Annotated in this window: 21 protein-coding genes, 1 tRNA gene and 2 pseudogenes; 5 read left to right on the top strand and 19 right to left on the bottom strand. The window is 71.0% G+C overall.

Annotated features, from left to right (window positions below; genetic code table 11):
- Positions 1 to 46: 46 nt before the first annotated feature.
- Together IF78_RS0140465 and IF78_RS0140460 are read right to left on the bottom strand one after the other, a co-directional pair.
- Positions 47 to 886 (bottom strand): annotated as a pseudogene (locus tag IF78_RS0140465) (EamA family transporter); the annotation flags it as partial.
- Positions 883 to 1,404 carry a YbaK/EbsC family protein gene (locus IF78_RS0140460; protein WP_031487569.1) on the bottom strand — a complete coding sequence of 174 codons (522 nt, stop codon included), beginning with the start codon at positions 1,402 to 1,404 and terminating at the stop codon, positions 883 to 885. The gene IF78_RS0140460 and the pseudogene IF78_RS0140465, both read right to left, overlap by 4 nt.
- Before the next feature lie 231 nt (positions 1,405 to 1,635).
- Between IF78_RS0140460 and IF78_RS50570 the strand changes: the two are divergent.
- A pseudogene (locus tag IF78_RS50570) lies at positions 1,636 to 1,809 on the top strand (sugar diacid utilization regulator); the annotation flags it as partial.
- A gap of 176 nt (positions 1,810 to 1,985) precedes the next feature.
- On the opposite strand, the gene IF78_RS50135 reads toward IF78_RS50570, so the two are convergent.
- The 4 genes from IF78_RS50135 to IF78_RS0140435 all read right to left on the bottom strand — a co-directional run bounded on the left by IF78_RS50135 (position 1,986) and on the right by IF78_RS0140435 (position 6,050).
- Positions 1,986 to 2,207, bottom strand: coding sequence for a hypothetical protein (locus tag IF78_RS50135; RefSeq protein ID WP_234439977.1), 222 nt, complete (start codon positions 2,205 to 2,207; stop codon positions 1,986 to 1,988).
- Between the two features lie 97 nt (positions 2,208 to 2,304).
- Positions 2,305 to 2,814, bottom strand: coding sequence for a hypothetical protein (locus IF78_RS49035; protein ID WP_031487568.1), 510 nt, complete (start codon positions 2,812 to 2,814; stop codon positions 2,305 to 2,307).
- Positions 2,815 to 3,012: 198 nt separating this feature from the next.
- On the bottom strand, positions 3,013 to 5,265 hold the full coding sequence (locus IF78_RS0140440) for an MMPL family transporter (RefSeq protein WP_031487567.1): 2,253 nt from the start codon (positions 5,263 to 5,265) through the stop codon (positions 3,013 to 3,015).
- Positions 5,266 to 5,450: 185 nt separating this feature from the next.
- Positions 5,451 to 6,050 (bottom strand): TetR/AcrR family transcriptional regulator, encoded by a 600-nt coding sequence (locus IF78_RS0140435; RefSeq protein ID WP_031487566.1) that lies wholly within the window; start codon positions 6,048 to 6,050, stop codon positions 5,451 to 5,453.
- 155 nt (positions 6,051 to 6,205) lie between these two features.
- Between IF78_RS0140435 and IF78_RS0140430 the strand changes: the two genes are divergently transcribed.
- Positions 6,206 to 9,466, top strand: coding sequence for a S41 family peptidase (locus IF78_RS0140430; RefSeq protein ID WP_031487565.1), 3,261 nt, complete (start codon positions 6,206 to 6,208; stop codon positions 9,464 to 9,466).
- An 80-nt stretch (positions 9,467 to 9,546) separates the two neighbouring features.
- Here IF78_RS0140430 and IF78_RS0140425 read toward each other — a convergent pair whose 3' ends face one another.
- From IF78_RS0140425 to IF78_RS0140410, 4 genes are all read right to left on the bottom strand, one after another.
- A complete protein-coding gene (locus IF78_RS0140425) occupies positions 9,547 to 9,759 on the bottom strand; it encodes a hypothetical protein (protein ID WP_031487564.1) in 213 nt (70 codons plus the stop codon).
- A 96-nt stretch (positions 9,760 to 9,855) separates the two neighbouring features.
- Positions 9,856 to 10,749, bottom strand: coding sequence for an SDR family oxidoreductase (locus IF78_RS0140420; RefSeq protein ID WP_031487563.1), 894 nt, complete (start codon positions 10,747 to 10,749; stop codon positions 9,856 to 9,858).
- Complete coding sequence (locus IF78_RS0140415) at positions 10,746 to 11,687, bottom strand: alpha/beta fold hydrolase (protein WP_031487562.1); 942 nt, start codon at positions 11,685 to 11,687, stop codon at positions 10,746 to 10,748. The genes IF78_RS0140420 and IF78_RS0140415 overlap by 4 nt, the downstream gene beginning before the upstream one ends.
- The gene (locus tag IF78_RS0140410) at positions 11,684 to 13,198 is read right to left on the bottom strand and encodes a flavin-containing monooxygenase (protein ID WP_031487561.1); all 1,515 of its coding nucleotides are present in this window, start codon (positions 13,196 to 13,198) and stop codon (positions 11,684 to 11,686) included. Before IF78_RS0140410 ends, IF78_RS0140415 begins: the two co-directional genes overlap by 4 nt.
- A gap of 177 nt (positions 13,199 to 13,375) precedes the next feature.
- Between IF78_RS0140410 and IF78_RS0140405 the strand changes: the two genes are divergently transcribed.
- On the top strand, positions 13,376 to 14,017 hold the full coding sequence (locus IF78_RS0140405; RefSeq protein ID WP_037642534.1) for a MerR family transcriptional regulator: 642 nt from the start codon (positions 13,376 to 13,378) through the stop codon (positions 14,015 to 14,017).
- Here the strand turns inward: IF78_RS0140405 and IF78_RS0140400 are convergent.
- On the bottom strand, positions 14,014 to 14,817 hold the full coding sequence (locus IF78_RS0140400) for an exodeoxyribonuclease III (RefSeq protein ID WP_031487559.1): 804 nt from the start codon (positions 14,815 to 14,817) through the stop codon (positions 14,014 to 14,016). The two genes, IF78_RS0140405 and IF78_RS0140400, sit on opposite strands and share 4 nt — an antisense overlap.
- A gap of 92 nt (positions 14,818 to 14,909) precedes the next feature.
- Between IF78_RS0140400 and IF78_RS0140395 the strand changes: the two genes are divergently transcribed.
- Positions 14,910 to 15,386 (top strand): GNAT family N-acetyltransferase, encoded by a 477-nt coding sequence (locus tag IF78_RS0140395; protein ID WP_031487558.1) that lies wholly within the window; start codon positions 14,910 to 14,912, stop codon positions 15,384 to 15,386.
- Between the two features lie 4 nt (positions 15,387 to 15,390).
- On the opposite strand, the gene IF78_RS0140390 is transcribed toward IF78_RS0140395, so the two are convergent.
- The 8 genes from IF78_RS0140390 to galU all read right to left on the bottom strand — a co-directional run bounded on the left by IF78_RS0140390 (position 15,391) and on the right by galU (position 22,381).
- Positions 15,391 to 16,632, bottom strand: a complete 1,242-nt coding sequence (locus tag IF78_RS0140390; RefSeq protein ID WP_234439976.1) for an MFS transporter — start codon at positions 16,630 to 16,632, stop codon at positions 15,391 to 15,393.
- 93 nt (positions 16,633 to 16,725) lie between these two features.
- Positions 16,726 to 16,799 (bottom strand) — tRNA-Ala (locus tag IF78_RS0140385).
- A 76-nt stretch (positions 16,800 to 16,875) separates the two neighbouring features.
- Positions 16,876 to 18,153, bottom strand: coding sequence for a divisome protein SepX/GlpR (sepX, locus tag IF78_RS0140380; protein WP_031487556.1), 1,278 nt, complete (start codon positions 18,151 to 18,153; stop codon positions 16,876 to 16,878).
- Between the two features lie 183 nt (positions 18,154 to 18,336).
- On the bottom strand, positions 18,337 to 18,984 hold the full coding sequence (locus IF78_RS0140375) for a GNAT family N-acetyltransferase (RefSeq protein ID WP_037642530.1): 648 nt from the start codon (positions 18,982 to 18,984) through the stop codon (positions 18,337 to 18,339).
- Between the two features lie 20 nt (positions 18,985 to 19,004).
- Positions 19,005 to 19,541, bottom strand: a complete 537-nt coding sequence (locus tag IF78_RS0140370) for a MogA/MoaB family molybdenum cofactor biosynthesis protein (protein WP_051828614.1) — start codon at positions 19,539 to 19,541, stop codon at positions 19,005 to 19,007.
- Positions 19,538 to 20,065, bottom strand: coding sequence for a cyclic pyranopterin monophosphate synthase MoaC (moaC, locus tag IF78_RS0140365; RefSeq protein WP_031487553.1), 528 nt, complete (start codon positions 20,063 to 20,065; stop codon positions 19,538 to 19,540). The genes IF78_RS0140370 and moaC overlap by 4 nt, the downstream gene beginning before the upstream one ends.
- Before the next feature lie 86 nt (positions 20,066 to 20,151).
- Positions 20,152 to 21,474 (bottom strand): molybdotransferase-like divisome protein Glp, encoded by a 1,323-nt coding sequence (gene glp / locus IF78_RS0140360; protein WP_031487552.1) that lies wholly within the window; start codon positions 21,472 to 21,474, stop codon positions 20,152 to 20,154.
- Between the two features lie 4 nt (positions 21,475 to 21,478).
- Complete coding sequence (galU, locus tag IF78_RS0140355; protein WP_031487551.1) at positions 21,479 to 22,381, bottom strand: UTP--glucose-1-phosphate uridylyltransferase GalU; 903 nt, start codon at positions 22,379 to 22,381, stop codon at positions 21,479 to 21,481.
- Positions 22,382 to 22,514: 133 nt separating this feature from the next.
- Here galU and IF78_RS0140350 point away from each other — a divergent pair, with 133 nt between their 5' ends.
- Complete coding sequence (locus tag IF78_RS0140350) at positions 22,515 to 23,102, top strand: 5-formyltetrahydrofolate cyclo-ligase (protein ID WP_063762242.1); 588 nt, start codon at positions 22,515 to 22,517, stop codon at positions 23,100 to 23,102.
- Positions 23,103 to 23,348: the final 246 nt, after the last annotated feature.

Below are 23,348 nucleotides of genomic sequence, written 5' to 3'. Positions count from 1 at the left end.
GACCAGCAAGGAAGCCCCGGCCGATGGCCGGGGCTTCGGCCTGATTCGCGTGCAGCATCATCCCGATGCCCACCACCAGCAGCACCGCCGCCGCGATCCGGGCCCGGCCGAACCGCTCCTTGAAGAAGACGGCCCCGATGGCGGCTCCCACGATGATCGAGGACTCCCGCAGCGCGGCGATCGGTGCCAGTTCCGCCTTCGTCTGGGCCCACAGCACCAACGCGTAGGCAGCGACGGACAGCGCGGCACCGAGCAGTCCCAGCGCGGCGAACGGCCGTAGCAGGGAGACGGTCCGAGACCGCCAGCGCCAGAGCGAGTAGGCGGGGATGGCGAGCCCCTGGACCACCATCAGCCAGGCGATGTAGCCGAGCGAGGACCCGGAGGCGCGTACGCCCAGACCGTCGAGCACGGTGTACGCCGCGATGCTCAGTCCGGTCGCCAACGCGGCCCCGATCGCGGCCCAGTTAGGCCGGTGGCCATGCAGGCCCCAGAGCGCCACCCCCGTAAGCCCCGCACAGGACACGGCGATCCCGGACGCCGCCCATCCGTCCGGCACCTCGTGCGCGACGACGGCGGCGAGCGCCGCGACCACGAGGGGTGCGGTGCCTCGCGCGATGGGGTACGCCTGCCCGAAGTCACCCAGCCGGAACGACTTCATGAGCAGCGCGAAGTAGACAATATGAACAAGCGCGGAGGCGAGCAGATATGGCCACGCCCGCGCCGCCGGGAACGCCGCGAAGGGTGCGAGGACCGCGCCGATCAGCACCCCGCCGCCCGCGATGAGCGTGAACCCCACCAGCTTGTCGGTGATTTTGTGGGCGATGGCGTTCCAACTGGCGTGCGTGACGGCCGCCAGGAGGACGGCGGCGGTGACGAGCGGGGTCACGAAGTCGGCGGCTGCTCGCGCACGTCCACGAGGGCGGCACCGGCGTGGGCGACAAGTTCCTTGGGCGCCATGGGGAAGACCGCGTGCGGATTCCCGGCGGCGGCCCACACGACCTCGTGCTCCAGCAGCGACCGATCGGCGAGCACACGCGTCTTCGTACGGTGCCCGAAGGGCGGTACGCCGCCGATGGCGTACCCGGTGGTCTCCCGTACGACGTCGGCCTTGGCCCGCGTGACCTGCTGGACGCCGAGTTCCTTCCGCACGAGCTCGACGTCGACCCGCGAGGCCCCGTCCATGAGCACCAGCACCGGCTCGCCGTCCGCCGCGAAGATCAGCGACTTGCAGATCTGACTGAGCCCACACCCGATCGCGGCGGCGGCCTCGGCTGCCGTACGGGTCGCGTCCGGGAACCGGCGGACACGGGCGTGCAGTTCCCCAAGGCCCAGCTCTCGCAGGGCCTCGGCGAACCGGGGGTGGGCTCCGGACTCTTCGGCGTCAGTGGCGGCTGTCGTCGTCATGCAGGGCACGCTAGCGGCGCGTGTACGGGGCACGCGACCGAGTTCAGCGCCCCGGCCGGTCGAAGCGGAACGGCGCCAGCACCTCGGGGCGGCGGCCGGAGAGGACGTACTCGGTGAGCCGTTGGCCGGTCGCGGGGCCCAGGGTGACGCCGAGCATGCCGTGGCCGGTGGCCGCGAAGGCGTTGTCGTGGTCCGGCAGGCGGTCGATGACCGGGAGCGGCGCCCGGGTGGATCGGCGTACTGCATCGGCTCCCGGCCTCCCGCACGACTGGGCGCCTGGTCGACGACTGCCGCCGCATCACCGACGTCATCGCCGCGCAGGACAACCTCACCGCCCGCGCGGGGATCGGTGAACCGGCCGGCTCGATCGGCGGTCTGCACGACTCCTACCTGGACGCGTGCGACGCGCTCCGCCTCGGCGCCCGGGTGGCCGGCGGCGCCCCCGTCCGCCTCATCACCGACCTGCGGGAACCGGACGACGATGGCCCTCTACCTGGCCTGTCTGGCCGACGCCCTGGGCACCGGGAACGCCGAACTCACTTCGTGACGTGCGTGAGGAAGTCGGTCCAGGTGGTGGGCGCTCAGGGAATCGCCAGGCCGACCAACCAGGCCAGGGGCAGGAAGATCAAGGGAACCGACATCAGCCAGCCCATTCCCGAAGACGTTCGCGATCCGATGAGGACACAGAACGGCCCCATGAGGAGCACGTAGAAGAAGAACACCACCAAGCCGACGACGCCCGCACCCGACCCCAAGGCTTCCTCCCCGCGGTACCCGCCGCCACAAGGCGGCAGCCTGCGCACGGTCCTCCGCGCCCCCCAATTTGAACATGTTCAAATGCGCCTCGTCCAGTCTGGACGACCGAGGAGTCGGCCCCGACGGCGAGGTCGTGGGCCGAGGTCAGGCGTGGTACAGCACTCGCACGACCATCGTGTCGGCCGGCAGATCCTGCAGGTAGGCGTTGAACCACTGCCGGTAGCCGGGGCCGCCGTACTCGACCCAGCGGCCGCCCAGGGTGAGCACGGCCGGCGTGGGAAGCACCTCCGCGACGTGTTCCGCGATGTACGCCTCCCGGGAGGCGCCGAACCGGGCGTACGGGTCGTCGGTGAACCGCTCCTTCAGCTCCGGGTCCTCGGCGACGGCCCGCAGCACCGACTCCGGACCGGCGTGGCGGTCGGCGAACCTCCGCCAGTCGTCCCACCGATCCGCGGCCTCCCGGGCGGCCGCCGCCCGGTCGGTGTCGAGGTCGAGCAGCCCGCGCGGTCCCCCGTGGCACCGCGACCGAGGAAGCTCCTCGGACGGTCCGGGCCGCTCGTCTTGGCGGACGAGTCGGGGGTCGTCCTCCTGCCCGGGCAGGACGGCGAACGTCCAACTGCCGCCGGAGATGACCCAGTAGTCCCACTCCCCCACCCAGTCCCTGTCTCACGGCCGGACCGGCGGCGACTCCGCGTCGGCGATCACCGCCTCATCTACACGATCGCCAACGGAGAGCTGTATGTGACACAGGTTCGCTGAACCAGTCCGCCCCCACTTCCCGGCAGAAGAAAGCCGGTGAGGGCACCCCGTCCCCACGGGGCCCTCACCGGCTGGTCTCTCAACGGTGGCCGGTCACACGCGCACCAGCTCGCGCTCCCCGTCCTTCCCGGACTCGGCCTCCGTGCGCAGCCCCTCGCCCTCCACGTCCACGTTGGGCAGGGCGCGGTCCAGCCACTTCGGGAGCCACCAGGCCTTCTTGCCGAGGAGGGCGAGGACGGCCGGGACGATGGCCATGCGGACCACGAACGCGTCGAAGAGGACCGCGATCGCGAGGCCGAAGCCGATCATCTTGACCATCGACTCACTCGCCCCGATGAAGCCGGCGAACACCGCGATCATGATGATCGCCGCCGCCGTGACGACCCGTGCGCTGTGCCGGAAGCCGGTCACCACGGCCTGAGTGGGCCGCTCGCCGTGGACGTACGCCTCGCGTATCCGCGTCACGAGGAAGACCTCGTAGTCCATGGCCAGACCGAAGACCACGCCCACCATGAAGATCGGCATCATCGACATGACCGGGCCGGTCTCCTGGACGCCGAAGAGATCGGCGAGCCAGCCCCACTGGAAGACCGCCACGACCGCGCCGAGGGCCGCGAGGACCGACAGGAGGAATCCGAGGGCCGCCTTCAGCGGGACGAGGATCGAGCGGAACACCAGGGTCAGCAGGAGGAAGGCCAGGCCCACCACCAGGATCAGATACGGCACCAGCGCGTCGTTCAGCTTCTGCGAGAAGTCGATGTTCATCGCGGTCGTGCCGGTGACCAGGACCTTCGCGTCCGTGTCGGCCTTGATGATGTCCGTGCCCGCGTCGCGGATGGAGTGCACCAGGTCCTCGGTCGAGACCGACGACGGCTTGGAGTCGGGGATGACGGTGATCGTCGCCGTGTCGCCGGACTTGTTGTACGTCGCCGGGGTCACCGTGACGACGTCCTTCAGGTCCTTGATCCGGTCGGACACGTCGGTGACGGCGCTCTTCGGGGCGTCGCTCGCCTTGGCGTCGACGACCACCACGAGGGGGCCGTTGAAGCCGGGGCCGAAGCCCTCGGAGAGCATGTCGTACGCCCGGCGCTGGGTCGTCGACGTCGGCTGCGATCCGTCGTCGGGGAGGCCGAGTTCGAGGGAGGTCGCGGGGAGGGCCGCAGCGCCGAGGCCGAGGACACCGAGCACTAGGACGGCCACGGGACGGCGTACGACGAAGCTCGCCCAGCGCGTGCCCATGTTCGGCTTGGCGGCGGGCTCCCCGCTGTCCGTGGCGGCCGGCTTCCCGCGGTCCGCCGCGGCCTTCCTGCGGCCCCCCAGGAACATGCCCTTCTCGCCCGCCGGCCTGACCTTCCGGCCCGCGTAGCCGAGCAGTGCCGGGACCAGGGTCAGTGCGATCAGCACCGCGATCACGACCGTGCCCGCCGCGGCGACACCCATCTTCGTCAGCATCGGAACGTTCACCACCGCGAGGCCGACCAGCGCGATCACCACCGTGAGACCGGCGAAGACCACCGCGGAGCCCGCGGTGCCGGTGGCCCGGCCGACCGCTTCCTCGCGGTCGCGGCCCTCGGCGAGTTCGGAGCGGTAGCGGGAGACGATGAACAGGGCGTAGTCGATGCCGACCGCGAGGCCGATCATCATCGCCAGGGTGGAGGTGGTGGAGCCGAGGTCGAGGGCGCTCGCCAGCGCGGTGATCATCGAGACGCCGATGCCGACGCCGATCAGCGCGGTGAGCAGTGGCAGACCGGCCGCGATGAGTGAGCCGAAGGTGATGACGAGGACCACCGCGGCGACCGCGAGGCCGATGATCTCGGAGGAGGCCGCCTCGGGCGTCGCCTGGAGGGCGTCACCGCCGATCTCGACGGTCAGCCCGGCGTCGCGCGCCTGCTGCCCGGCGTCCTCCAGGGCGTCCCTGCTGGCGTCCTTCAGTTCCATGCCGGGGGCCTCGTAGCGCACCGAGGCGTAGGCGATGGTGCCGTCCTTGCTGACGGCGTGGGCCTTGTAGGGGTCGGCTACGGAGACGACCTCGGAGCCGTCGGACACCTCCTGGACGGTCTTCTCGACGGTCGCCTTGTTGGCGGCGTCCGTCATCTTCTCGCCGTCCGGCGCCTTGAAGACGACGCGGGCGGTGGCGCCGTCCGCGCTGCTGCCCGGGAACCGCTGTTCCAGCAGGTCGAAGGCCTTCTGGGCCTCGGTACCGGGGATGGAGAAGGAGCTGGATCCGGCGCTGGGGGCACTGGCCGCGCCGACGCCCGCGAGGGTGAGCAGCGCGACCCATAGGAGGGCGACGAAATGCCGTCGCCTGAAGGCGAGCCGGCCGAGTTTGTACAGGAACGTGGCCACGGAGGCATCTCCCGGTCAGGTCGTGGGGTCGGGGGCGGGCGCCCGGCCGGGGTTCCGACACAGGCGCCAGGGCAGGGGTGATCAGCCCGACGACGTGAGCGGATACGTCAGGTGGAGGGCTTGCTCGAGGAACCCGTCAGCCTGGGGGACTCATCGGCTGAGGGCTTGTCGGTGAAAGAGGTCCGTCAGTTGACGGGCACGCCGAGGGCGGGGAGGACAACGGCGTCGATGTACGAGGTGATGAACGCCTGCGTCGGCGGCTGGTCGTCGATCAGCGTGCGGGTGGCGAACGCGCCGACGAGCATGTGCACCACGTAGCCCAGCGCCGGACAGTCGGCGCGGACCTCGCCGCGGTCGACGGCCCGTTGGACCACCCGGTGGAACTCCTCCATCTCCGGCTCGACCAGCAGTTCCTTGAACGCGGCGAGGAGGTCCGGGTTACCGTGCACCGCCATGAACAGACCCCGCATCAGCGCGGCGTTCTGCTGCATGGTGCAGTCGTCCTCACGCGAGGTGAGGGCGTGCAGGTCGCCCCGCAGGGATCCGGTGTCGACGTCGGAGATGCTGCCCGGCTTGTTGTGCCGGATCGCCTTCGCCACCAGCTCCGGCTTGCCGCCCCACTGGCGGTAGAGCGTCGCCTTGCTGGACCGGGTGCGGGCCGCCACGGCGTCCATGGTGAGGGCGTCGTAGCCGACCTCCCGGAGCAGATCGAGCACGGCCTCGTACAACTCGGCCTCACGCTCAGGGGTGATGCGGCTGCGACGCGCGGTTGCGGCCTCGGTCACCGTACTCACCTTCCCACTCCGAACGACACGGTTTCGTACACCAAGAAAGGTACCCCACCCCTCATCGAAACGAAACGGTTTCGTTCGTGTTCTGGGTCACGCAGATCCTCGTGTCACGAGTTGCCCAGGTACGTCCATAGGAAAAGCATGGGGAGGTGAGCTACCTGCGCCTACCGCATCTGAGCGGCGAACTGCTCTGCTTCGTGGCCGAGGACGACCTGTGGCTGGCCCCTCTCGACGGCCCCGGCCGCGCCTGGCGACTCACCGTGGACCGCACCAAGATCGGTCACCCCCGCTTCTCCCCCGACGGCGAGCGGATCGCGTACACGAGCTGGCGCAGCCTGGTGCCCGAGATCCACCTGGTCCCGGTGGACGGCGGCCCGGCCCGCCAGCTCACCCACTGGGGGTCGCCGGACACCCAGGTGTGCGGCTTCACTCCGGACGGCGTGATCCTCGCCGTCGCCTCCCACGGTGAGCCCTTCTCCCACTTCACCTGGGCCTACAAGCTCAGCCTCGGCGGCGACCCCGGCCGCAAACTCCCGTGGGGTCCCTGTTCCGACATCCAGGTCGCCGACATCGAAGGCGAACGCAAGACCCTGCTCCTGACCGGCACCCCACCGCACGAACCGGCCGCCTGGAAGCGCTACCGGGGCGGGGCCACGGGCCGCCTCTGGCTGCACGGCGAACGCCTGCTGGCGGACATCGGCGGCCATCTGCACTCGCCCATGTTCGTCGGCGGCCGGATCGCGTTCCTCTCCGACCACGAGGGCGTCGGCAACCTCTACTCGTGCGCGTACGACGGCTCCGGCCTGCGCCGCCACACCGACCACGACGCCTTCTACGCCCGGCACGCGTCCAGTGACGGCACCCGGGTGGTGTACCAGTGCGCGGGCGATCTGTGGCTCGTGGACGACCTCGCCGCGGACAGCAAGCCCCGCAAGCTCGAGGTGCGGCTGAGCGGCCCGCGCGCCGGACGCCGCACGTACCAGGTGCCGGCCGCCCAGCACGTCGACGGCATCTCCGTCGACGAGACGGGCCGCGCGAGCGCCGTGGTCGTACGCGGCAGCCTGTACTGGCTCACCCACCGGGACGGCCCCGCCCGCACGATCACCGACACCCCGGGCGTACGGGTCCGGCTGCCGGAGATGCTCGGCTCGGCGGGCCAGGTGGCGTATGTGACGGACGCGGAGGGCGAGGACGCGATCGAGATCGCGTACCTGCCGCGGGCCACCGGGGACCGCGAACCGCGCCGACTGGCCTCCGGCGAGCTGGGCCGGGTCCTGGAGATGGTCGCGGACCCGAACGGAGAGCGCCTCGCGCTCGCCTCGCACGACGGACGGCTCCTGCTCCTCACTGTGTCCGACAATGCGGCTGACGCCGCGGGCACGGACGACTCGAACGGCGAGGTCACGGAACTCATCCGGTCGGTCAACGGCCCGGTACGGGACCTGGCGTTCTCCCCGGACGGCACATGGCTGACCTGGTCGCACCCGGGCATCGGCCGTTCCCTCCGCCAGATCAAACTGGCCCGGATAAAGGACCGTTTGATCGTCGACGTCACCAACGGCCGCTTCGAGGACGAGAACCCGGTGTTCACCCGGGACGGCCGCTACCTCGCCTTCCTCTCCTGGCGCGGCTTCGACCCGGTGTACGACGTCCACACCGGGGATCTCTCCTTCCCGCTGGGCTGCCGCCCCTACCTGGTCCCCCTGTCCTCCGCGACCCCCTCCCCCTTCGCCCTCAACCCCGAGGGCCGCCCGGCGGCCGGTGGCCTGGACCCGGTGGAGGACGAGGAGGGCGGAGACGCCGGAACGACGACCGTCGAGGTCGAGGGCCTGGAGAGCCGGGTCACCCCCTTCCCCGTCACCGCCTCCAAGTACTCCGCGCTGCACCCCGTCGCGGGCGGCGGACTGGTCTGGCTGCGCTGGCCGATCTCGGGGGCGCTGGGCGAGACGTTCGCCAACCCGGACGACATCAGCGGCCGGCCCACGCTCGAGCACTTCAACATCAGCAAGTCGAAGAAGTCCGAACTCGTCGAACACCTCGACTGGTTCGCGGTGAGCGGCGACGGCACCCGGCTGGTCCTGGTGGACGAGGGCGACCTGCGGGCGGCCCCCGCCGGCGAGTCCGGCGACAGCGACACCACGGTCTGGATCGACTCGCGCCGCATCCTGCACGAGGTGGACCCGACGGCGGAGTGGCGACAGGCGTACGAGGAGGCGGGCCGCCTGATCCGGGCGTACTTCTGGGAACCGGAGATGTGCGGCATCGACTGGGACGGGGTGCTCGCCCAGTACCGCCCGCTCGTCGACCGGGTGGCCTCCCCCGACGAGTTCGCGGACCTGCTGCGCGAGTTGCTCGGCGAACTGGGCACCTCCCACGCCTACGTGACGGCGGCCCGCCGCAACGAGGGCCCGCCCCACTACCAGCGCTGGCAGGGCCTGCTGGGCGCCAACTTCGTCCGCAGGGACGAGGGTTGGATGGTCAAACGCATCCTCCCCGGCGAGTCGTCCGACTCCAAGGCCCGCTCCCCGCTGGCGGGCACGGGAATCCGGGAGGGCGCGGTACTCACCCACGTCGACGGCCGTCCCGTGGACCCGGTCTCGGGCCCCTATCCGTTGCTGGCGGGCTCCGGCGGTACGACCGTGGAGCTGACCTTCACCCCCTCGGAGGGCGAGGCGGGCAGGTCACGACGCGTGGCGGTGGTCCCCCTGATCGACGAGCGGCCGTTGCGCTACCACGACTGGGTGGCCAAACGGCGCGCGGTCGTACGGGAGTTGAGCGGCGGCCGCTGCGGCTATCTGCACATCCCCGACATGGGCGGCTCCGGCTGGGCCCAGTTCAACCGGGACCTGCGGATGGAGATGTCACGCCCCGCACTGATCGTCGACGTACGCGGCAACGCGGGCGGCCACATCAGCGAGCTGGTCGTGGAGAAGCTGACCCGCACGATCCTCGGCTGGGACCTCACGCGCAACGCCCAGCCGGTGTCGTACACGTCGAACGCCCCGCGCGGCCCGATCGTCGCCCTCGCCGACGAGGCGACCTCGTCGGACGGCGACATGATCACAGCGGCCTTCAGGCTCCTCAAGCTGGGCCCGGTGGTCGGCCAGCGCACCTGGGGCGGAGTGGTCGGCATGACCGGCCGCCACCGCCTCGGCGACGGCACGGTGATCACGGTCCCGATGAACGCGGCCTGGTTCGACGCCTACGGCTGGGGCGTCGAGAACAAGGGCGTGACCCCTGATGTGGAGGTCCTCCGCACCCCCCTGGACTGGGCAGAGGGCAGACACGCCCAGCTGTCGGACGCGGTGGAGCTGGCGCTGGAACTCCTGGAGACGAACCCTCCGGCAACGCCGCCGGACTACGCACACGTGCCCGACCGCTCAAGACCGAAATTGCCGCCACGCTCTTGAGAGACAACGCACCTCTCCACGCAAACACAAGCGCGGGGCACCCCCAAAACAGGGGGCACCCCGCGTTCACCGGTCGACGACTACCGGTCGTAGTCCTCGTCGAACCGCTCCTCGTCCTCACGCATCCGCTCGGACTCCTCGTCCCGCTGCGGCCGCTGACGACCCCGCTCCGGCTGGCCCGGCTGACCCGGCTGGCCCGGCTGGCCCTGCCTGCCCTGCTGGCCGCGCTGACCCTGCTGCGCCCGCTGCTTCAGCTGCTCGGACTTCTCCTGGAACTGGTCCTTCATGCCCATGTGGGTTCACTCCCGTAGTGGGTTGGGGGTTGGCCTCTCGCTGAGTCAGCGGGGCCTCGACCAGATTCACACGGGCGATAACCCTACGCATGTCGATCAGTCACGCGGCGTAGTACGCGCAGCTCGCTCCCGCTCGTCGGCGGAACCCCCCGCCCCGACCAGCCCCGTCCGCATGCCCTCCAGCCGGTCCGCGAACCGCCGCATCTCCCGCTGCCCCACGGTCCCGATGACCCCCGGCAGATACCCGCGCACCCCCTGCATCCCACGCAGCCACCACTGCCCGTACACATGGCTGGACCGCCGCTCGATCCCGGCCACGATCCGGTCGACCGCCGGACCCAGCGGATACGTCTTGTTGGACGGCCACGGCAGCCGCTTCCTCAACTCCCGCATGACGTCGTCCTGATCGGCCCCGCGCACCATGTCGGTGTCGGTCCAGGACAGATACCCGACGCCCACCCGCACGCCCTTGTAGCCGACTTCGGCCCGCAGACTGTGCGCGTACGCCTCCACGCCCGACTTGGACGCGCAGTACGCCGTCATCATCGGCGCCGGAGTGATCGCGGCCAGTGAGGCGATCTGCAGCAGATACCCCCGGCTCTCCATCAGCACCGGTAGAAACGCCCGGGCCGTCACCGCCGACCCGATGAGATTGACCTCGATCACCCGCCGCCACGCCTCCGGGTCGGAGTCGACGAACGGCCCACCGGACGCGACCCCCGCGTTGGCGACCACGATGTCGACCTTCCCGAACCGCTCCTTGACCTCCCGCGCCACCCGGGCCATCGCCTCATGGTCCGTCACATCGGCGTACCAGTGGTCGCTGTCGCTGTGCAGCCGCTCGGAGACCTGCTTGAGCTCGTCCGGCTCCAGCCCGACCAGCGCCACCTGCGCCCCGCGCGCGGAGAGCTTGCGGGCGAGCAGCTCACCGACACCCCGCGCCGCCCCGGTGACGACGGCGACCTGCCCCTCGATGCTCACCCTGCTCATGCGCCCTCCTTCACCTGCGTGTACGTGCCGGCCTCGGTGTGAACGTAGGCCGTGACGAGTTCGCGTATCTTGCCGGTCACCAGCTCGGGCGCCTCGACCGGCGTCATGTGCCCGAGGCCGGGCAGTTCGGTGACGCCGAGGCAGTTCGGCAGCGCGGCCGCCAGCGAGCGGGCGTGCACCGGCGGGGTCAGCCGGTCGGCCGTGCCGACGATGACCGCGGTCGGTGCCGCCAACTCCCGTACGCCGTGGTCGAGATCCAGCAGGTCGAGCACATGCGACCAGGCGTGGCGCACCTTGCGCGGGCAGGCGTGCACGATCCGCGCGCAGGCCTCGACCATGTGCGGGGCCGAACCGGGGCCCATCGTGGCGTACTTGAGGATCGCCCGGGCTACCGGCGTGACCGGCCCGAGCGGCGCCCGCGACCCGAGGATGTGCTTGGTCAGCCAGGTCCGCAGCCGACCCGGACGTATGGGTACGACCGTGGACTCGGCGACCAGCCGCGACGATCCCGTGCTGCACAGCAGGACGGCCGCCGCGTGCTCCCGGAACCCCGCTCGGGTGGCGGCGGCCATCACCGTCATGCCGCCCATGGAGTGCCCGGCGATCACGGCCTGCTCACCGGGGGCGAGGGTCGCCTTCAGTACGGCTTCGAGGTCGTCGGCGAGCGCGTCGGCGCTGCAGGCCTGGCCGGCCGGGCTGCGTCCGTGGCCGCGCTGGTCGTAGGCGATGACGCGGTGGTCGGCGGCGAGGTCCCGTATCTGCGCCGCCCAGAAGGCGGTCGAGCAGGTCCAGCCGTGCGCGAGGACGACCGGAGGCGCGTTCTCGGGCCCGTGCACCTCTATGTGCAGCCGGGCGCCGTCGGCGGACTCCGCCGTCAGCTCACGGACGGGGACGGGTGGGGCGTAGGGCCCGGAGGCCACGTTCATGAGACGGCTCATGCCGTAACCTCCGCGTTCTCGTTGCTGTCCGTGCTTACCCCGGTCGCTCGGACGACGGCGTACTCCGCGAGATCCACCCGTCGCGTGGCCTTCCGGAACTCCGAAGTCGTACCGGGCCAGATGGTGGTGTTACGACCGCTCGCGTCGAGGTACCAGCTCGTGCAGCCGCCCGTGTTCCACACCGTCCGCTTCATGCGCTCCTGAACCCGCCGGTTCCAGGCGTGCACGGCGCTGGGCCGCGCGTCGAGGGCGACCCGTCCGCCGAGGACGTCCAACTGCCGTACGAAGTCGGCCAGGTAGTTCAGCTGGGACTCGATCATCAGGATCATGGAGGAGTTCCCGAGGCCGGTGTTGGGCCCGATGATGGTCATCCAGTTCGGGAACCCGGCGGCGGAGGCGCCCCGCAGGGCCTCCATCCCGCCCTTCCACGCCTCGGCGAGCGTACGGCCGTCCGCGCCCACCACCCGCTCGGCGATGGGCATGTCGGTGACATGGAACCCCGTACCGAACACGATCGCGTCGACCTCGGCCTCCGTGCCGTCGGTGGCGACCACGGTCGAGCCGCGGACCTCGCTCAGCCCACTGGCGACGACGTCCACGTTGGGCTGGGCGAGCGCCGGGTAGTACTCGCTGCTCAGCAGGATCCGCTTGCAGCCGATGCGGTAGTCGGGGGTGAGCTTGGCGCGCAGGGCGGGGTCCTTGATGGACCGGCCCATGTTCCGCTTGGCCAACTGCTCGATGAGCCCGAGTTCACCCGGGTGCTTGGTGAACGCCTGGACCTGCAACTCCCGGATCCCCCACAGCAGTCCACGGCGCAGCTGGGTGGTGAAGGGCAGGGCCCGGTGCAGGGAGCGCTCGGCGCCGCCGATGGCACGGTCGACGCGGGGCATGACCCAGGGCGGGGTGCGCTGGAAGAGCGTCAGCCGCTCGACCTCGGGCTGGATGGACGGCACGATCTGGATGGCGGAGGCGCCGGTGCCGACCATGGCGACGCGCTTGCCGCGCAGGTCGTAGTCGTGGTCCCAGCGGGCGGAGTGGAAGACCTTGCCCGGGAAGGACTCCAGCCCCGGGATGTCCGGGATCTTCGGGTCCGACAGCGGCCCGGTGGCGGAGACCACGAGGTCGGCCGACAGGCTCCCGCTGCTGGTCTCGATGTCCCAGCACAACCGCTCGCCGTTCCAGGTCATCCGCTTCACCTCCGAGCCGAAGCGGATGTGGGGGCGCAGCCGGAAGACGTCGGTCACATGCTCCAGGTAGGCGCGGATGTGCTCCTGCCCGGAGAAGGTGCGCGGCCAGTCGGGGTTGGGCGCGAAGGAGAAGGAATACAGGTGCGACGGCACGTCGCAGGCGCACCCCGGATAACTGTTGTCCCGCCAGGTGCCGCCGACGCTGTCGGCCCGCTCCAGGACGACGAAGTCGGTGACGCCCTCGCGTCGCAGCCGGACGGCGGCCCCCAGCCCGCCGAACCCGGACCCGACCACCGCGACCCGCACATGTTCGCGTTCGGCCATGCCTGTGCCTCCACACTTGAACACACTTGAACCGGAACCCTGCCAGTGAACACTGGCGCAATGGGAGAGTAGAGGAGGTCCGTACCGACCGGTAGGGGTCGGTCGAGGAAAGTACCGAGGAAAGTTACCGCCAGTACGAATTAAGGTTCCGGGGTGACCGAGAAGCGTGAGTACCGCATGGAGGAGCTGGCCCGCGTGGCCGGCATCACGGTGCGCACCCTGCGCTTCTACCGCGAACGCAAGCTGATACCGCCGCCCCGCCGCGAGGGCCGTATCGCCTGGTACGACGACCACCACCTGGCCCGCCTGCGCACGATCGCGGCCCTGCTGGAGCGCGGCCACACCCTCACCGGCATCGCGGAGTTGGCGGAGGCCCTGGACCACGGCCGGGACGTCGCCGACCTCCTCGGCGTCGCCGCCCCCACCGAGGAGGAGCCGGTCCGCCTCACCCCGGAGGAACTCGCCGCCCGCTTCGAGGGCCAGGTCACCCCGGAGAACCTCGCCGCCGCCCTGGACCTCGGCTACCTCGGCACCGACGGCGACGAGATCGTCCACATCAGCCGCCGCCTGCTGGACGTCTCCTCGGCCCTGGTCCGCGAGGGGATCCCGCTCGCGGAGGTCCTGGCGGCGGGCAAACGGGTACGGGAACACGTGGACGAGATGGCGGACATGTTCGCCGACCTGATCCTGCGTCACGCCTCCGAGGAGGACCTCCAGCGTCTGCGCCCGCTCGCCCGGAGCGTGGTGGAGGCGGAGATGTCGCTGGCACTGGACCGGCGGTTGCGGAAACAGAACGAGCGGGACCAGCGAGGGGACTAACGGTCGTAGACCACCGTCACCGGCGCGTGGTCCGACCAGCGCTCGGCGTGCGTGGCCGCGCGCTCGACGTACCCCTTGAGGGCCTTGGACGCGAGCCCCGGCGTCGCGACCTGGTAGTCGATGCGCCAGCCGGTGTCGTTGTCGAAGGCGCGCCCGCGGTACGACCACCACGAGTACGGCCCCTCCACATCCGGGTGCAGCGACCGCACGACGTCGACATAACCGCCGGCGGCTGGGTCGAACACCGAGCTCAGCCACTCTCGCTCCTCCGGCAGGAACCCGGAGTTCTTGGTGTTGCCGCGCCAGTTCTTCAGGTCGGCCTTCTCGTGGGCGATGTTCCAGTCACCGCAGACGACGACCTCGCGGCCGTCCGCGGCGGCGCGCTCGCGCAGGTCCTTCAGATAGGCCAGGAACTCGCCCATGAAGCGGACCTTCTCGTCCTGCCGCTCGGTGCCGACCTCGCCGGAGGGGAGGTAGAGGGAGGCGACCGTCACACCCGGCAGGTCTGCCTCGACGTAACGCCCGCTGTCGTCGAACTCACTCGACCCGAAGCCGACCTGGACGCGGTCGGGCTCACGGCGGGTGTAGAGGGAGACGCCGGCGCGGCCCTTGGCGGCGGCGGGCGCGTGCACGACGTGCCAGCCGTCGGGCGTGCGCACCTGCTCGGGCAGCTGTTGCGGCTCCGCGCGCACCTCCTGAAGGCACAGCACATCGGCTTCCGTACCGGCGAGCCACTCCACGAAGCCCTTCTTCGCGGCAGCCCGCAGCCCGTTCACATTCACAGAGGTCACAGTGAGCACTCCGGCACCCTACCGGCACACTGGACAGAGTCCGATTCTGGAACTCCTTGATCTTGAAGCTCTTGATCTTGAATTGATATACGGTACTCAGCATGCATATACGCCGCGTCTCCTTCGACCACCCTGACGCCGTCAAGCTCAACGACCAGGTCCAGGCCGAGTACGCCGTCCGCTACGGCGACGACGGCGACGCCACGTCCATGGACACGGCGGACTTCGAACCGCCGAACGGCCTGTACCTGCTCGCCTACGACGAGCTCGGCGTCCCCGTCGCCTCCGGCGGCTGGCGGGCCCAGGACGAGAACGGCGAGGGCAACCGGGACGGGGACGCCGAGCTCAAGCGGATGTACGTCGTGGAGTCGATGCGCGGGCTGGGCCTCGCGAGACGCATCCTGGCCGCGCTGGAGGAGGACGCGCGGGCGGCGGGCCGTATCCGCATGGTGCTGGAGACCGGCGCCAAGCAGCCGGAGGCGGTGGCGCTGTACACGTCCAGCGAGTACGAGCCGTGCGAGAAGTTCGGCTACTACCGCCACCACGAGCTGAGCCTGTGTTACGCGAAGGCGCTGTGAGCGGTCAGTCGCGGGTGGCGTTGATGCGGTGGACGTCCCTCACACAGAGGTTGAGGACGGCGGCGGCCACGACGAGAGCGGCGCACGCCACCAGCACCGTCCGGTTGTCCCAGGTACCCGCCGCGAGTGCGGTGAGCAGATAGCCGATCGGAATCGCCAGCCGCTCCCCGACGCTGTTGAACGCGCCCATGCGCCCCAACTCGCCCTGCGGCACATGCTGCTGGAAGGCGGTCGTCCACGCGACGATCGCCACATCCAGCCCGACGCCCGCGAGAAGCGTGGCCAACAGCAGCCAGGGCAACGGCAGTCCCCAGCCCATGACGAGCAGGGGAACGGCCAGCGGCAGGCCGGCCACGACAGCCACCGCGAGCAGCCGGTACGGCCGCCACCGCAGACACACCACCGTCCCGGCCAGCAGCCCCGCCGCGAACGCCCCCTGCACCAGCCCCCAGTCACGCGCCCCCGCGTACTGCTCCGCCGCGACGACCGGCCCCAGCAACTGGAACCCCGCCAGCCACGCGGCGACCAGGACGGTCCCCGCGACCGTGTACGTCCACAGCCAGGTCCGCGACCAGAAGCCGGCCCACCCCTCCCGCAGATCGCTCAGCGCACTGGTGACGCCGAGGGGCGCGTCCAGGCGCAGCCCGAGCAGCAGCAGGGCGGCGACGGCGAAGGTGAGCGCGTCGCAGGCCAGCGCCCAGGCCGGACCGCTGAGCGCGACGACGCCGCCGCCGACGGCCGGTCCGAGCACCTTGACCGCGTTGCCCGGGAGCCTGAGCAGGGCGTTGGCCTGCTGCAACTGCTCGGCGGGCACGATCTGGGCCACGGCGCCCTGAGCGGCCGGCACGGTGAAGGCCACGGCGGTTCCCGAGACGAAACCGCAGACGGCGATGGACACGGTCGTCGCGTGCCCGATGGCGACGACGACCGCCAGGGCACCCTGGGCGGCGGCCGCCAGCAGATTGCCGAGGAAGAGCAGCCGGCTGCGGGACATACGGTCCGCGAGCACTCCGCCCACGAGGAGGAACAGGACGGTCGGAACGGTGGTGGTGGCGAGCACCACACCGAGGGCTCCGGTGCCTCCGCCCTGTTCGATCACGGAGTAGGCGAGCGCGAGGGGCGCCATCGCGGATCCGGCGGCGGAGATCAGACTGGCGGTCACAAACCGCCGGAAGGCCGCGTTCCGCAGTGGCGTCGCCCGCTTCGCCGGTAACTCCGCGACGCCCTTCTCCACGTTCCCCCTCAAGCCACGGCCCCTTGGGCAAAAAAAGATCCCGCCCGATCAACCGATCGGACGGGATCTCACAACTCCCCAAGTTCCCTTGGAAAGTCGTTGCGGTGGACCTGAGGGGATTTGAACCCCTGGCCCCCTCGATGCGAACGAGGTGCGCTACCGGACTGCGCCACAGGCCCTTGCAACGAGTGAAACTTTAGCACCCCGATCGGCCTGCTTGGAAATCCGTTCCTGGTCGGCGGCCGGGGCCCTCGGCTACTCGTTGGCCGCGCGCGGCCGGTCGCCGTCCTCGTACTGGTCGAACAGTGGCGTACGGCCCCGCTCGCGTGCCCGGCGGGCGGAGGCGGCCGTGGGGGTGCCCCCGCGTGAGCGGATTCGAGCGCGGGGGAGGGCGTCGCTGCGGCCGTCCCCCTCGCCCTTCTCCTCGCCGCGAGCCGCGTCCGCCGGCTCCGCGCCACGCCCGGCACCGTCCCCGGCGTCAGCGCCCGCGTCCCGGTCCCGGCCGACGGTGCTCGACCGTGCCGAGCTCCACGCGTCCGGCGCCCCGAGGTCCACGCCGGAGGTGGCGCGGGGAGCGACCGGCGCGGTCACGTACGTCGGCAACGGCACCGGGACCGGGTCCCAGCTGTCCCCGTGCCCGGGCCGCCGCTGCCGCTCGCGCTGCTGGTCGACCCACTCGGCGTGGTCGGTCTGCTCGACGAGGGCACGCCGGTCCGCGGCGAGGGCGGACAGCCCGGTGTCGGTGCCTGGTTCAGGCCTCTCGTCGGGCTCGTCGATACCGTCACCGGCGTCGGCGGGGCCCCGCCTGCGCGACTGGCGGGCGTGCTCACGCAGCCGCTGCGCGGCGGCCTCGGCCTGCCGCCGGTCCATCTGGTAGGCGAAGCGGCGGCGCTCCTGGGACCGCAGGTACGCGATGTACCCGCTGAGCAGAACCGCCGGAATGCCGGGCGCCCACAGGAACGCGAGCCCGCCGACCGCGGCGACGACCGCGCCGAGTGTGAAGGCGAGGAAGAGGACGACGGTGGTGCGCCTGCGCCGTGCGAGCACCTTGGAGCGCCGGGCACGTGCCGCGGCCGCCTCCTCCGCGGGTGGGCGCCGGGCGGCGGGCACTCGCTTGCGCGCCTGGTCGGCCGGGCCGGAGCCCGGTTCGGAGGCGGGCGCGTTGCCGCGTTCGGGTGCCGGCCTGGACGCCTGTTCAGATGCCGGATCCGGGCGTCCCGGCGACTGCGCCTGGACCGTCGCCTGGGTCTGCGGACGGGTCGGAGGTACGGCGAAGGCCCGGACGTCCACCGACTCGGTGACACCGCCCGGGTCATCGGCGCTGGGCTCCCCCTCCTCGGTGGAGCGCGCGCGCAGGTCCTTGGCGTACCGGCGCTCCATCCCCGCCCGTCCGGACAGCAACCGGATGGCTGTGCTGAAGCGTTCCGTCGGACGGGCCTCGTTCAGCTCGTCCTGCCTACGGAGCCACATCGGCACCAAGTAGGCGGCCCAGGCCCCGACAATGACTGCGTAGATGAGGCCGCTGCTGCTCACGCCTCACACGGTAGAGGGGTTTGCGTGAGGCCATCCGCCAATTGAGCCGGTGTGTCGCACGATCTGGCTGATATTTCGAACTTTTTTTGTGACCGATGCGATCAGCAGCCCCCCGAGGCCGCGAATTTATTGCCCCGAGCCGGTCATCGGGCGATCAATTTCGAACACTTATTCAATTTCCGGCTATGCGGGATTCCCCTGGGGGTTCTGCCGGGTGTTCCGCGGGTCGGAGTGCGGCGTCTTCCGTGAGCTTGCCCGGTGCCAGCGGCTCAGCAACCCTTCCGGGACCTCTTCCGCCGTGAGCGCGAAGACGAGATGGTCCCGCCAGGCTCCGTCGATGTGGAGATATCGCGGACGCAGCCCTTCCTCGCGGAATCCGAGTTTCTCCACGACCCGGCGGCTGGGCCCGTTCTCGGGGCGAATGCAGACCTCGATGCGGTGCAGACCGACGGTGCGGAAACAGTGGTCCACGACGAGAGCCACGGCGGTCGGCATCACGCCGCGGCCCGCCACCGCCTCGTCCACCCAGTAACCGACGTGCCCCGAGCACATCGAGCCCCAGGTGATCCCGGCGACCGTCAACTGCCCGACCAGCCGCCCCTGGTACTCGATGACGAACGGCAGCATCCGGCCCGCGTTGGCCTCGGACCGCAGATGCCGGACCATCTGGCGGTAGGTCGGCCGGTGCGCGATCGGCCCGCTGGGCGTGGGCGGCGGAATGGTCGCCTCCCAGGGGCGCAGCCAGTCCCGGTTGCGTCGGTTGACCTCGCGCCAGGCCCGTTGGTCGCGCATCTTTATCGGCCGGAGGACGACATCGCCGTCCCCCAGCACGACGGGCCAGGATGGGCTGTTCAGCTCGCACCCCCGCTGCTGGATCTGGGGTGGTCGCCGCCGCGGATCTGGTCGACGGCGTGGATGAGCAGGGGCTCCAGGACGGCCAGTCCGTCCTTCACTCCGCCGCTGGAACCGGGCAGGTTCACGATCAGGGTGCCCCGCGCCACCCCGGCCAGGCCCCGGGAGAGCGCGGCGGTGGGCACCTTCTCCCTGCCGAACGCCCGGATGGCCTCCGCGATGCCCGGCACCTCGTACTCGATCACCGCGCGGGTCACCTCGGGGGTGCGGTCGGTGGGCGAGATGCCGGTGCCTCCGGTGGTCACGATGACGTCGTACCCGGCGTCGACGCCTGCGCGCAGGGCGGCCTCCACGGGGTCGCCGTCGGGCACGACCTGCGGGCCGTCGACCGCGAAGCCGACGCCCTTGAGGCCCTCGGCGATCAACGGGCCGCCCTTGTCCTCGTAGACCCCGGCGGCAGCCCGGTTGGAGGCGGTGACGACCAGTGCGGCGTACGGCGCGGCCGGCGCACCGCCCACCGAAGCGTCGAGAGTCATGACCGGCTCCAGTCGCCAGACTTGCCGCCCGTCTTCTGCTCCACCCGCACGTCCGTGATGACCGCTCCCTTGTCGACCGCCTTCACCATGTCGATCACGGTGAGCGCGGCGACGGAGACCGCGGTGAGGGCCTCCATCTCGACGCCCGTACGGTCCGTGGTCTTCACGGTGGCCTGGATCTCCACGGCGTCGTCCGCGACCGACAGGTCCAGTTTCACACCGGACACCGCGAGCGGGTGGCACAGCGGGATGAGGTCCGGGGTGCGCTTGGCGCCCATGATGCCCGCGATGCGCGCGGTGGCCAGGGCGTCGCCCTTGGGGACGCCCTCGCCGCGCAGCAGCTCGACCACGCGGGGTGAGACGAGGACGCGTCCGCTGGCGCGGGCGGTGCGCGCGGTCACGTCCTTCTCGGACACGTCGACCATGCGGGCCGCGCCCGCGTCGTCGATGTGCGTGAGGCGGTCCTGGGTGGGTCGGTCCTGCTCAGAGGGTCCGGGGGTCTCCCCCCGGGAAGGCTCAGTCATGCTGGTGTGGCGCTCCCGGTCCGGGCCCGTCGCGGTGCGGCGCACGGGCCTGCTGTGCGCGACACGGTACCCCCAACCGGAGCCGCTCAGCCGAGCAGGACCACCTCGATCTCGGAGCCGGGCTCGACGCTCTCCACGTCCTCGGGAACCACGATCAGCGCGTCCGCGTGCGCCAGGGCCGCGATCAGGTGGGAGCCTGCGCCGCCGACCGGCCGCACCTCGCCGTCGGCGTAGGTCCCGCGCAGGAACTGTCTGCGTCCCTTGGGCGAGGTCAGCGCCTTGTCAGCGGTCAGGGTCGCGGTCGTGCGCGGCCGGTGGACGTCCTCCAGGCCCATCAGCGTGCGGATCGCGGGCCGCGCGAACAGTTCGAAGGAGACGTACGACGACACCGGGTTGCCCGGGAGCGCGAGCAGCGGGGTGTGGTCGGGGCCGATGGAGCCGAAGCCCTGCGGCTTGCCGGGCTGCATGGCGAGCTTGCGGAACTCGACACCGCTGCCGGCCTCGTCCTCGTCGCCGACGTGCGACAGCGCCTCCTTGACGACGTCGTACGCCCCGACGCTCACGCCGCCGGTGGTGACCATGAGGTCGGCGCGCACGAGCTGGTCCTCGATGGTGGACCGGAGCGTCTCGGCGTCGTCGGCGACGGCGCCCACCCGGTAGGCGATGGCGCCGGCGTCGCGGGCGGCCGCGGTGAGGGCGAAGCTGTTGGAGTCGTAGATCTGGCCGCTGCCCAGTGCCTCGCCGGGCTGGACGAGTTCGCTGCCGGTGGACACCACGACCACGCGCGGGCGCGGGCGGACGCGTACCGTGCCGCGGCCGATCGCGGCGAGCAGGGCGATCTGCGACGGCCCGAGGACCGTGCCGGCCTCGAGCGCCCGGTCGCCGGCCTTCACGTCGCTGCCCTTCGCGCGCACATGCGCGCGTGCCTCGGCCGGACGGTAGACCTGCACCTCGCCGCGGGCGCCCTCGGGGGCGAGGCTGCGGGCGCGCATGCCGGTCACCGGGCCCTCGCCGAGGCCTCCGTCGGTCCACTCCACCGGAACGACCGTCTCGGCGCCGGGCGGCAGCGGGGCGCCGGTCATGATGCGGGCGGCCTGGCCGGGGCCCACGTGGAGCGGTTCGGCCTGGCCCGCCGCGACGTCCCCGATGACCTCCAGCGCGGCGGGGAACTCCTCGCTCGCGCCCGCGACATCCGCGACCCGCACCGCGTACCCGTCCATGGAGCTGTTGTCGAACGGCGGCAGGGAGACCGGCACCGTGACGTCCTCGACCAGGACGCAGCCCTGGGCGTCGAGCAGTTGCAGCTCGATGGGTTCGAGGGGGCGGACGGTCGTGAGGATGTCCTCCAGGTGTTCGTCCACCGACCAGAGGTGATCCTGGTCGGCCGGGCGGGTCGCGGCGGTGCTCAAGTCGCTACATCTCCTCGGCTACGTAACTGCGAAGCCAGGTCCGGAAGTCCGGGCCCAGGTCTTCACGTTCGCACGCGAGTCTGACAATGGCACGGAGGTAGTCGCCGCGGTCGCCGGTGTCATAGCGGCGGCCCTTGAAGACGACGCCGTGCACCGGACCGCCGACCTTCTCGTCCTGCGAGAGCTGCTGGAGCGCGTCGGTGAGCTGGATCTCGCCGCCGCGGCCCGGCTCGGTCTTGCGCAGTATGTCGAAGATGTGCGGGTCGAGGACGTAACGGCCGATGATGGCGTAGTTGGACGGCGCGTCGGCCACGGCCGGCTTCTCGACCAGGTCGTGGACCTTGACCACGTCGCCGTCCTCGGTGGGGTCGACGGCGGCGCACCCGTAGAGGTGGATCTGCTCGGGTGCGACCTCCATGAGCGCGATGACGCTGCCGCCGTGCTGCTCCTGGACCTCGACCATCCGCTTGAGCAGCGGGTCGCGCGGGTCGATCAGGTCGTCGCCGAGGAGGACCGCGAAGGGCTCGTTGCCGACGTGCGGGGCGGCGCACAGGACGGCGTGCCCCAGACCCTTGGGGTCGCCCTGGCGGACGTAGTGCATGGTCGCGAGGTCGCTGGACTCCTGGACCTTGGCGAGCCGGCCGGCGTCACCCTTCTTCTGAAGGGCGGACTCGAGTTCGTAGTTGCGGTCGAAGTGGTCCTCCAGGGGGCGCTTGTTGCGGCCCGTGATCATGAGGACGTCGTCGAGGCCGGCGGACACGGCCTCTTCGACCACGTACTGGATCGCCGGCTTGTCGACGACCGGCAGCATCTCCTTGGGAGTGGCCTTGGTTGCCGGCAGGAAGCGGGTGCCGAGGCCCGCTGCGGGGATGACAGCCTTGCTGATCCGAGGGTGCGACTGAGTCATGCCCGACACCATATCCGGTGCCTTTGTAGGGAATCTGAGGCTCCGGTTATTTGGCTCTCATATGAGCACATTGGGAAGGGTACGGAAGCGACTGGTGAGTCACATCGGACGTCCGGGCGAGACTGACAAGCGAATGTTGCGGCGAGAGTTCCTCACGGTGAGAAGCAGGTTGACGCCGGATGACGTGCGGGCATCGGCGGCCGCGCTGGCCGAACGGGCCCTGGACCTGCCCGAGCTGGCGCACGCGCGCGTGGTGGCGGCGTACGTCTCCGTCGGCACCGAACCCGGCACGCTCGCGCTGCTGGACACCCTGCGCGCACGGGGCGTACGCGTCCTGCTCCCCGCGCTGCTGCCCGACAACGACCTCGACTGGGGCGCGTACACCGGGGCGGAGTCCCTGATCCGTGTCCAACACGGCGGGAAGATGGCCCTCTTCGAGCCGGGCGGCGAACACCTCGGCCCGGACGCCGTGACCGACGCCGACGTGGTGCTGCTGCCGGGTCTCGCGGTCGACGCGCGCGGGATGCGGCTGGGGCGCGGCGGGGGGTCGTACGACCGCGTTCTCGCCCGCCTGGAACGCGCGGGCGCCCGGCCCTCGCTCGTGGTGCTGCTGTACGACTCCGAGGTCGTCGAGCGCGTCCCCGAGGAGCCGCACGACCGTCCGGTGCACGCGGTGGTGACGCCGTCGGGTGTGCGCCGCTTCCGGGAGCCCTCGTCCTGAGAGCCTGTGTCATATCTCCGGCCGGATCAGCGCGCGGCGTCTGGTGCGTGCGATCGCAAGGCGCCGGAGCGCCCTCGTGGCGGAGCCACGTGGGCGGTTCGGCAACGCAGCGAGCGTGCGTGCCAGACGCCGCGCGCCCGGCCGGAGATATGACACAGGCTCTGAGAGGGCGTTTACATCGCAATTACATGCATTTCGCCTGGTATGCGGATCGGCTTCGGGAGTGCTGGTGATGCTTGAGGGGCT

The sequence above is a fragment of the Streptomyces bicolor genome, from assembly GCF_000719285.1.
Lineage (GTDB): Bacteria > Actinomycetota > Actinomycetes > Streptomycetales > Streptomycetaceae > Streptomyces > Streptomyces bicolor.
Note: the sequence above shows the minus strand (reverse complement) of the source record. Positions and strands in the feature narration are given on the sequence as shown.

Excerpts from the sequence above, each read along its gene's own strand:
- moaC (WP_031487553.1), bottom strand. The coding sequence starts at position 20,065 with ATGACTGAGCCTTCCCGGGGGGAGACCCCCGGACCCTCTGAGCAGGAC.
- galU (WP_031487551.1), bottom strand. The coding sequence starts at position 22,381 with ATGACTCAGTCGCACCCTCGGATCAGCAAGGCTGTCATCCCCGCAGCG.
- IF78_RS0140415 (WP_031487562.1), bottom strand. The coding sequence starts at position 11,687 with ATGAGCCGTCTCATGAACGTGGCCTCCGGGCCCTACGCCCCACCCGTC.
- IF78_RS0140410 (WP_031487561.1), bottom strand. The coding sequence starts at position 13,198 with ATGGCCGAACGCGAACATGTGCGGGTCGCGGTGGTCGGGTCCGGGTTC.
- IF78_RS0140395 (WP_031487558.1), top strand. The coding sequence starts at position 14,910 with ATGCATATACGCCGCGTCTCCTTCGACCACCCTGACGCCGTCAAGCTC.
- IF78_RS0140350 (WP_063762242.1), top strand. The coding sequence starts at position 22,515 with ATGTTGCGGCGAGAGTTCCTCACGGTGAGAAGCAGGTTGACGCCGGAT.
- IF78_RS0140460 (WP_031487569.1), bottom strand. The coding sequence starts at position 1,404 with ATGACGACGACAGCCGCCACTGACGCCGAAGAGTCCGGAGCCCACCCC.
- IF78_RS0140420 (WP_031487563.1), bottom strand. The coding sequence starts at position 10,749 with ATGAGCAGGGTGAGCATCGAGGGGCAGGTCGCCGTCGTCACCGGGGCG.
- IF78_RS0140370 (WP_051828614.1), bottom strand. The coding sequence starts at position 19,541 with ATGACTCTCGACGCTTCGGTGGGCGGTGCGCCGGCCGCGCCGTACGCC.
- IF78_RS0140425 (WP_031487564.1), bottom strand. The coding sequence starts at position 9,759 with ATGGGCATGAAGGACCAGTTCCAGGAGAAGTCCGAGCAGCTGAAGCAG.
- IF78_RS0140405 (WP_037642534.1), top strand. The coding sequence starts at position 13,376 with ATGGAGGAGCTGGCCCGCGTGGCCGGCATCACGGTGCGCACCCTGCGC.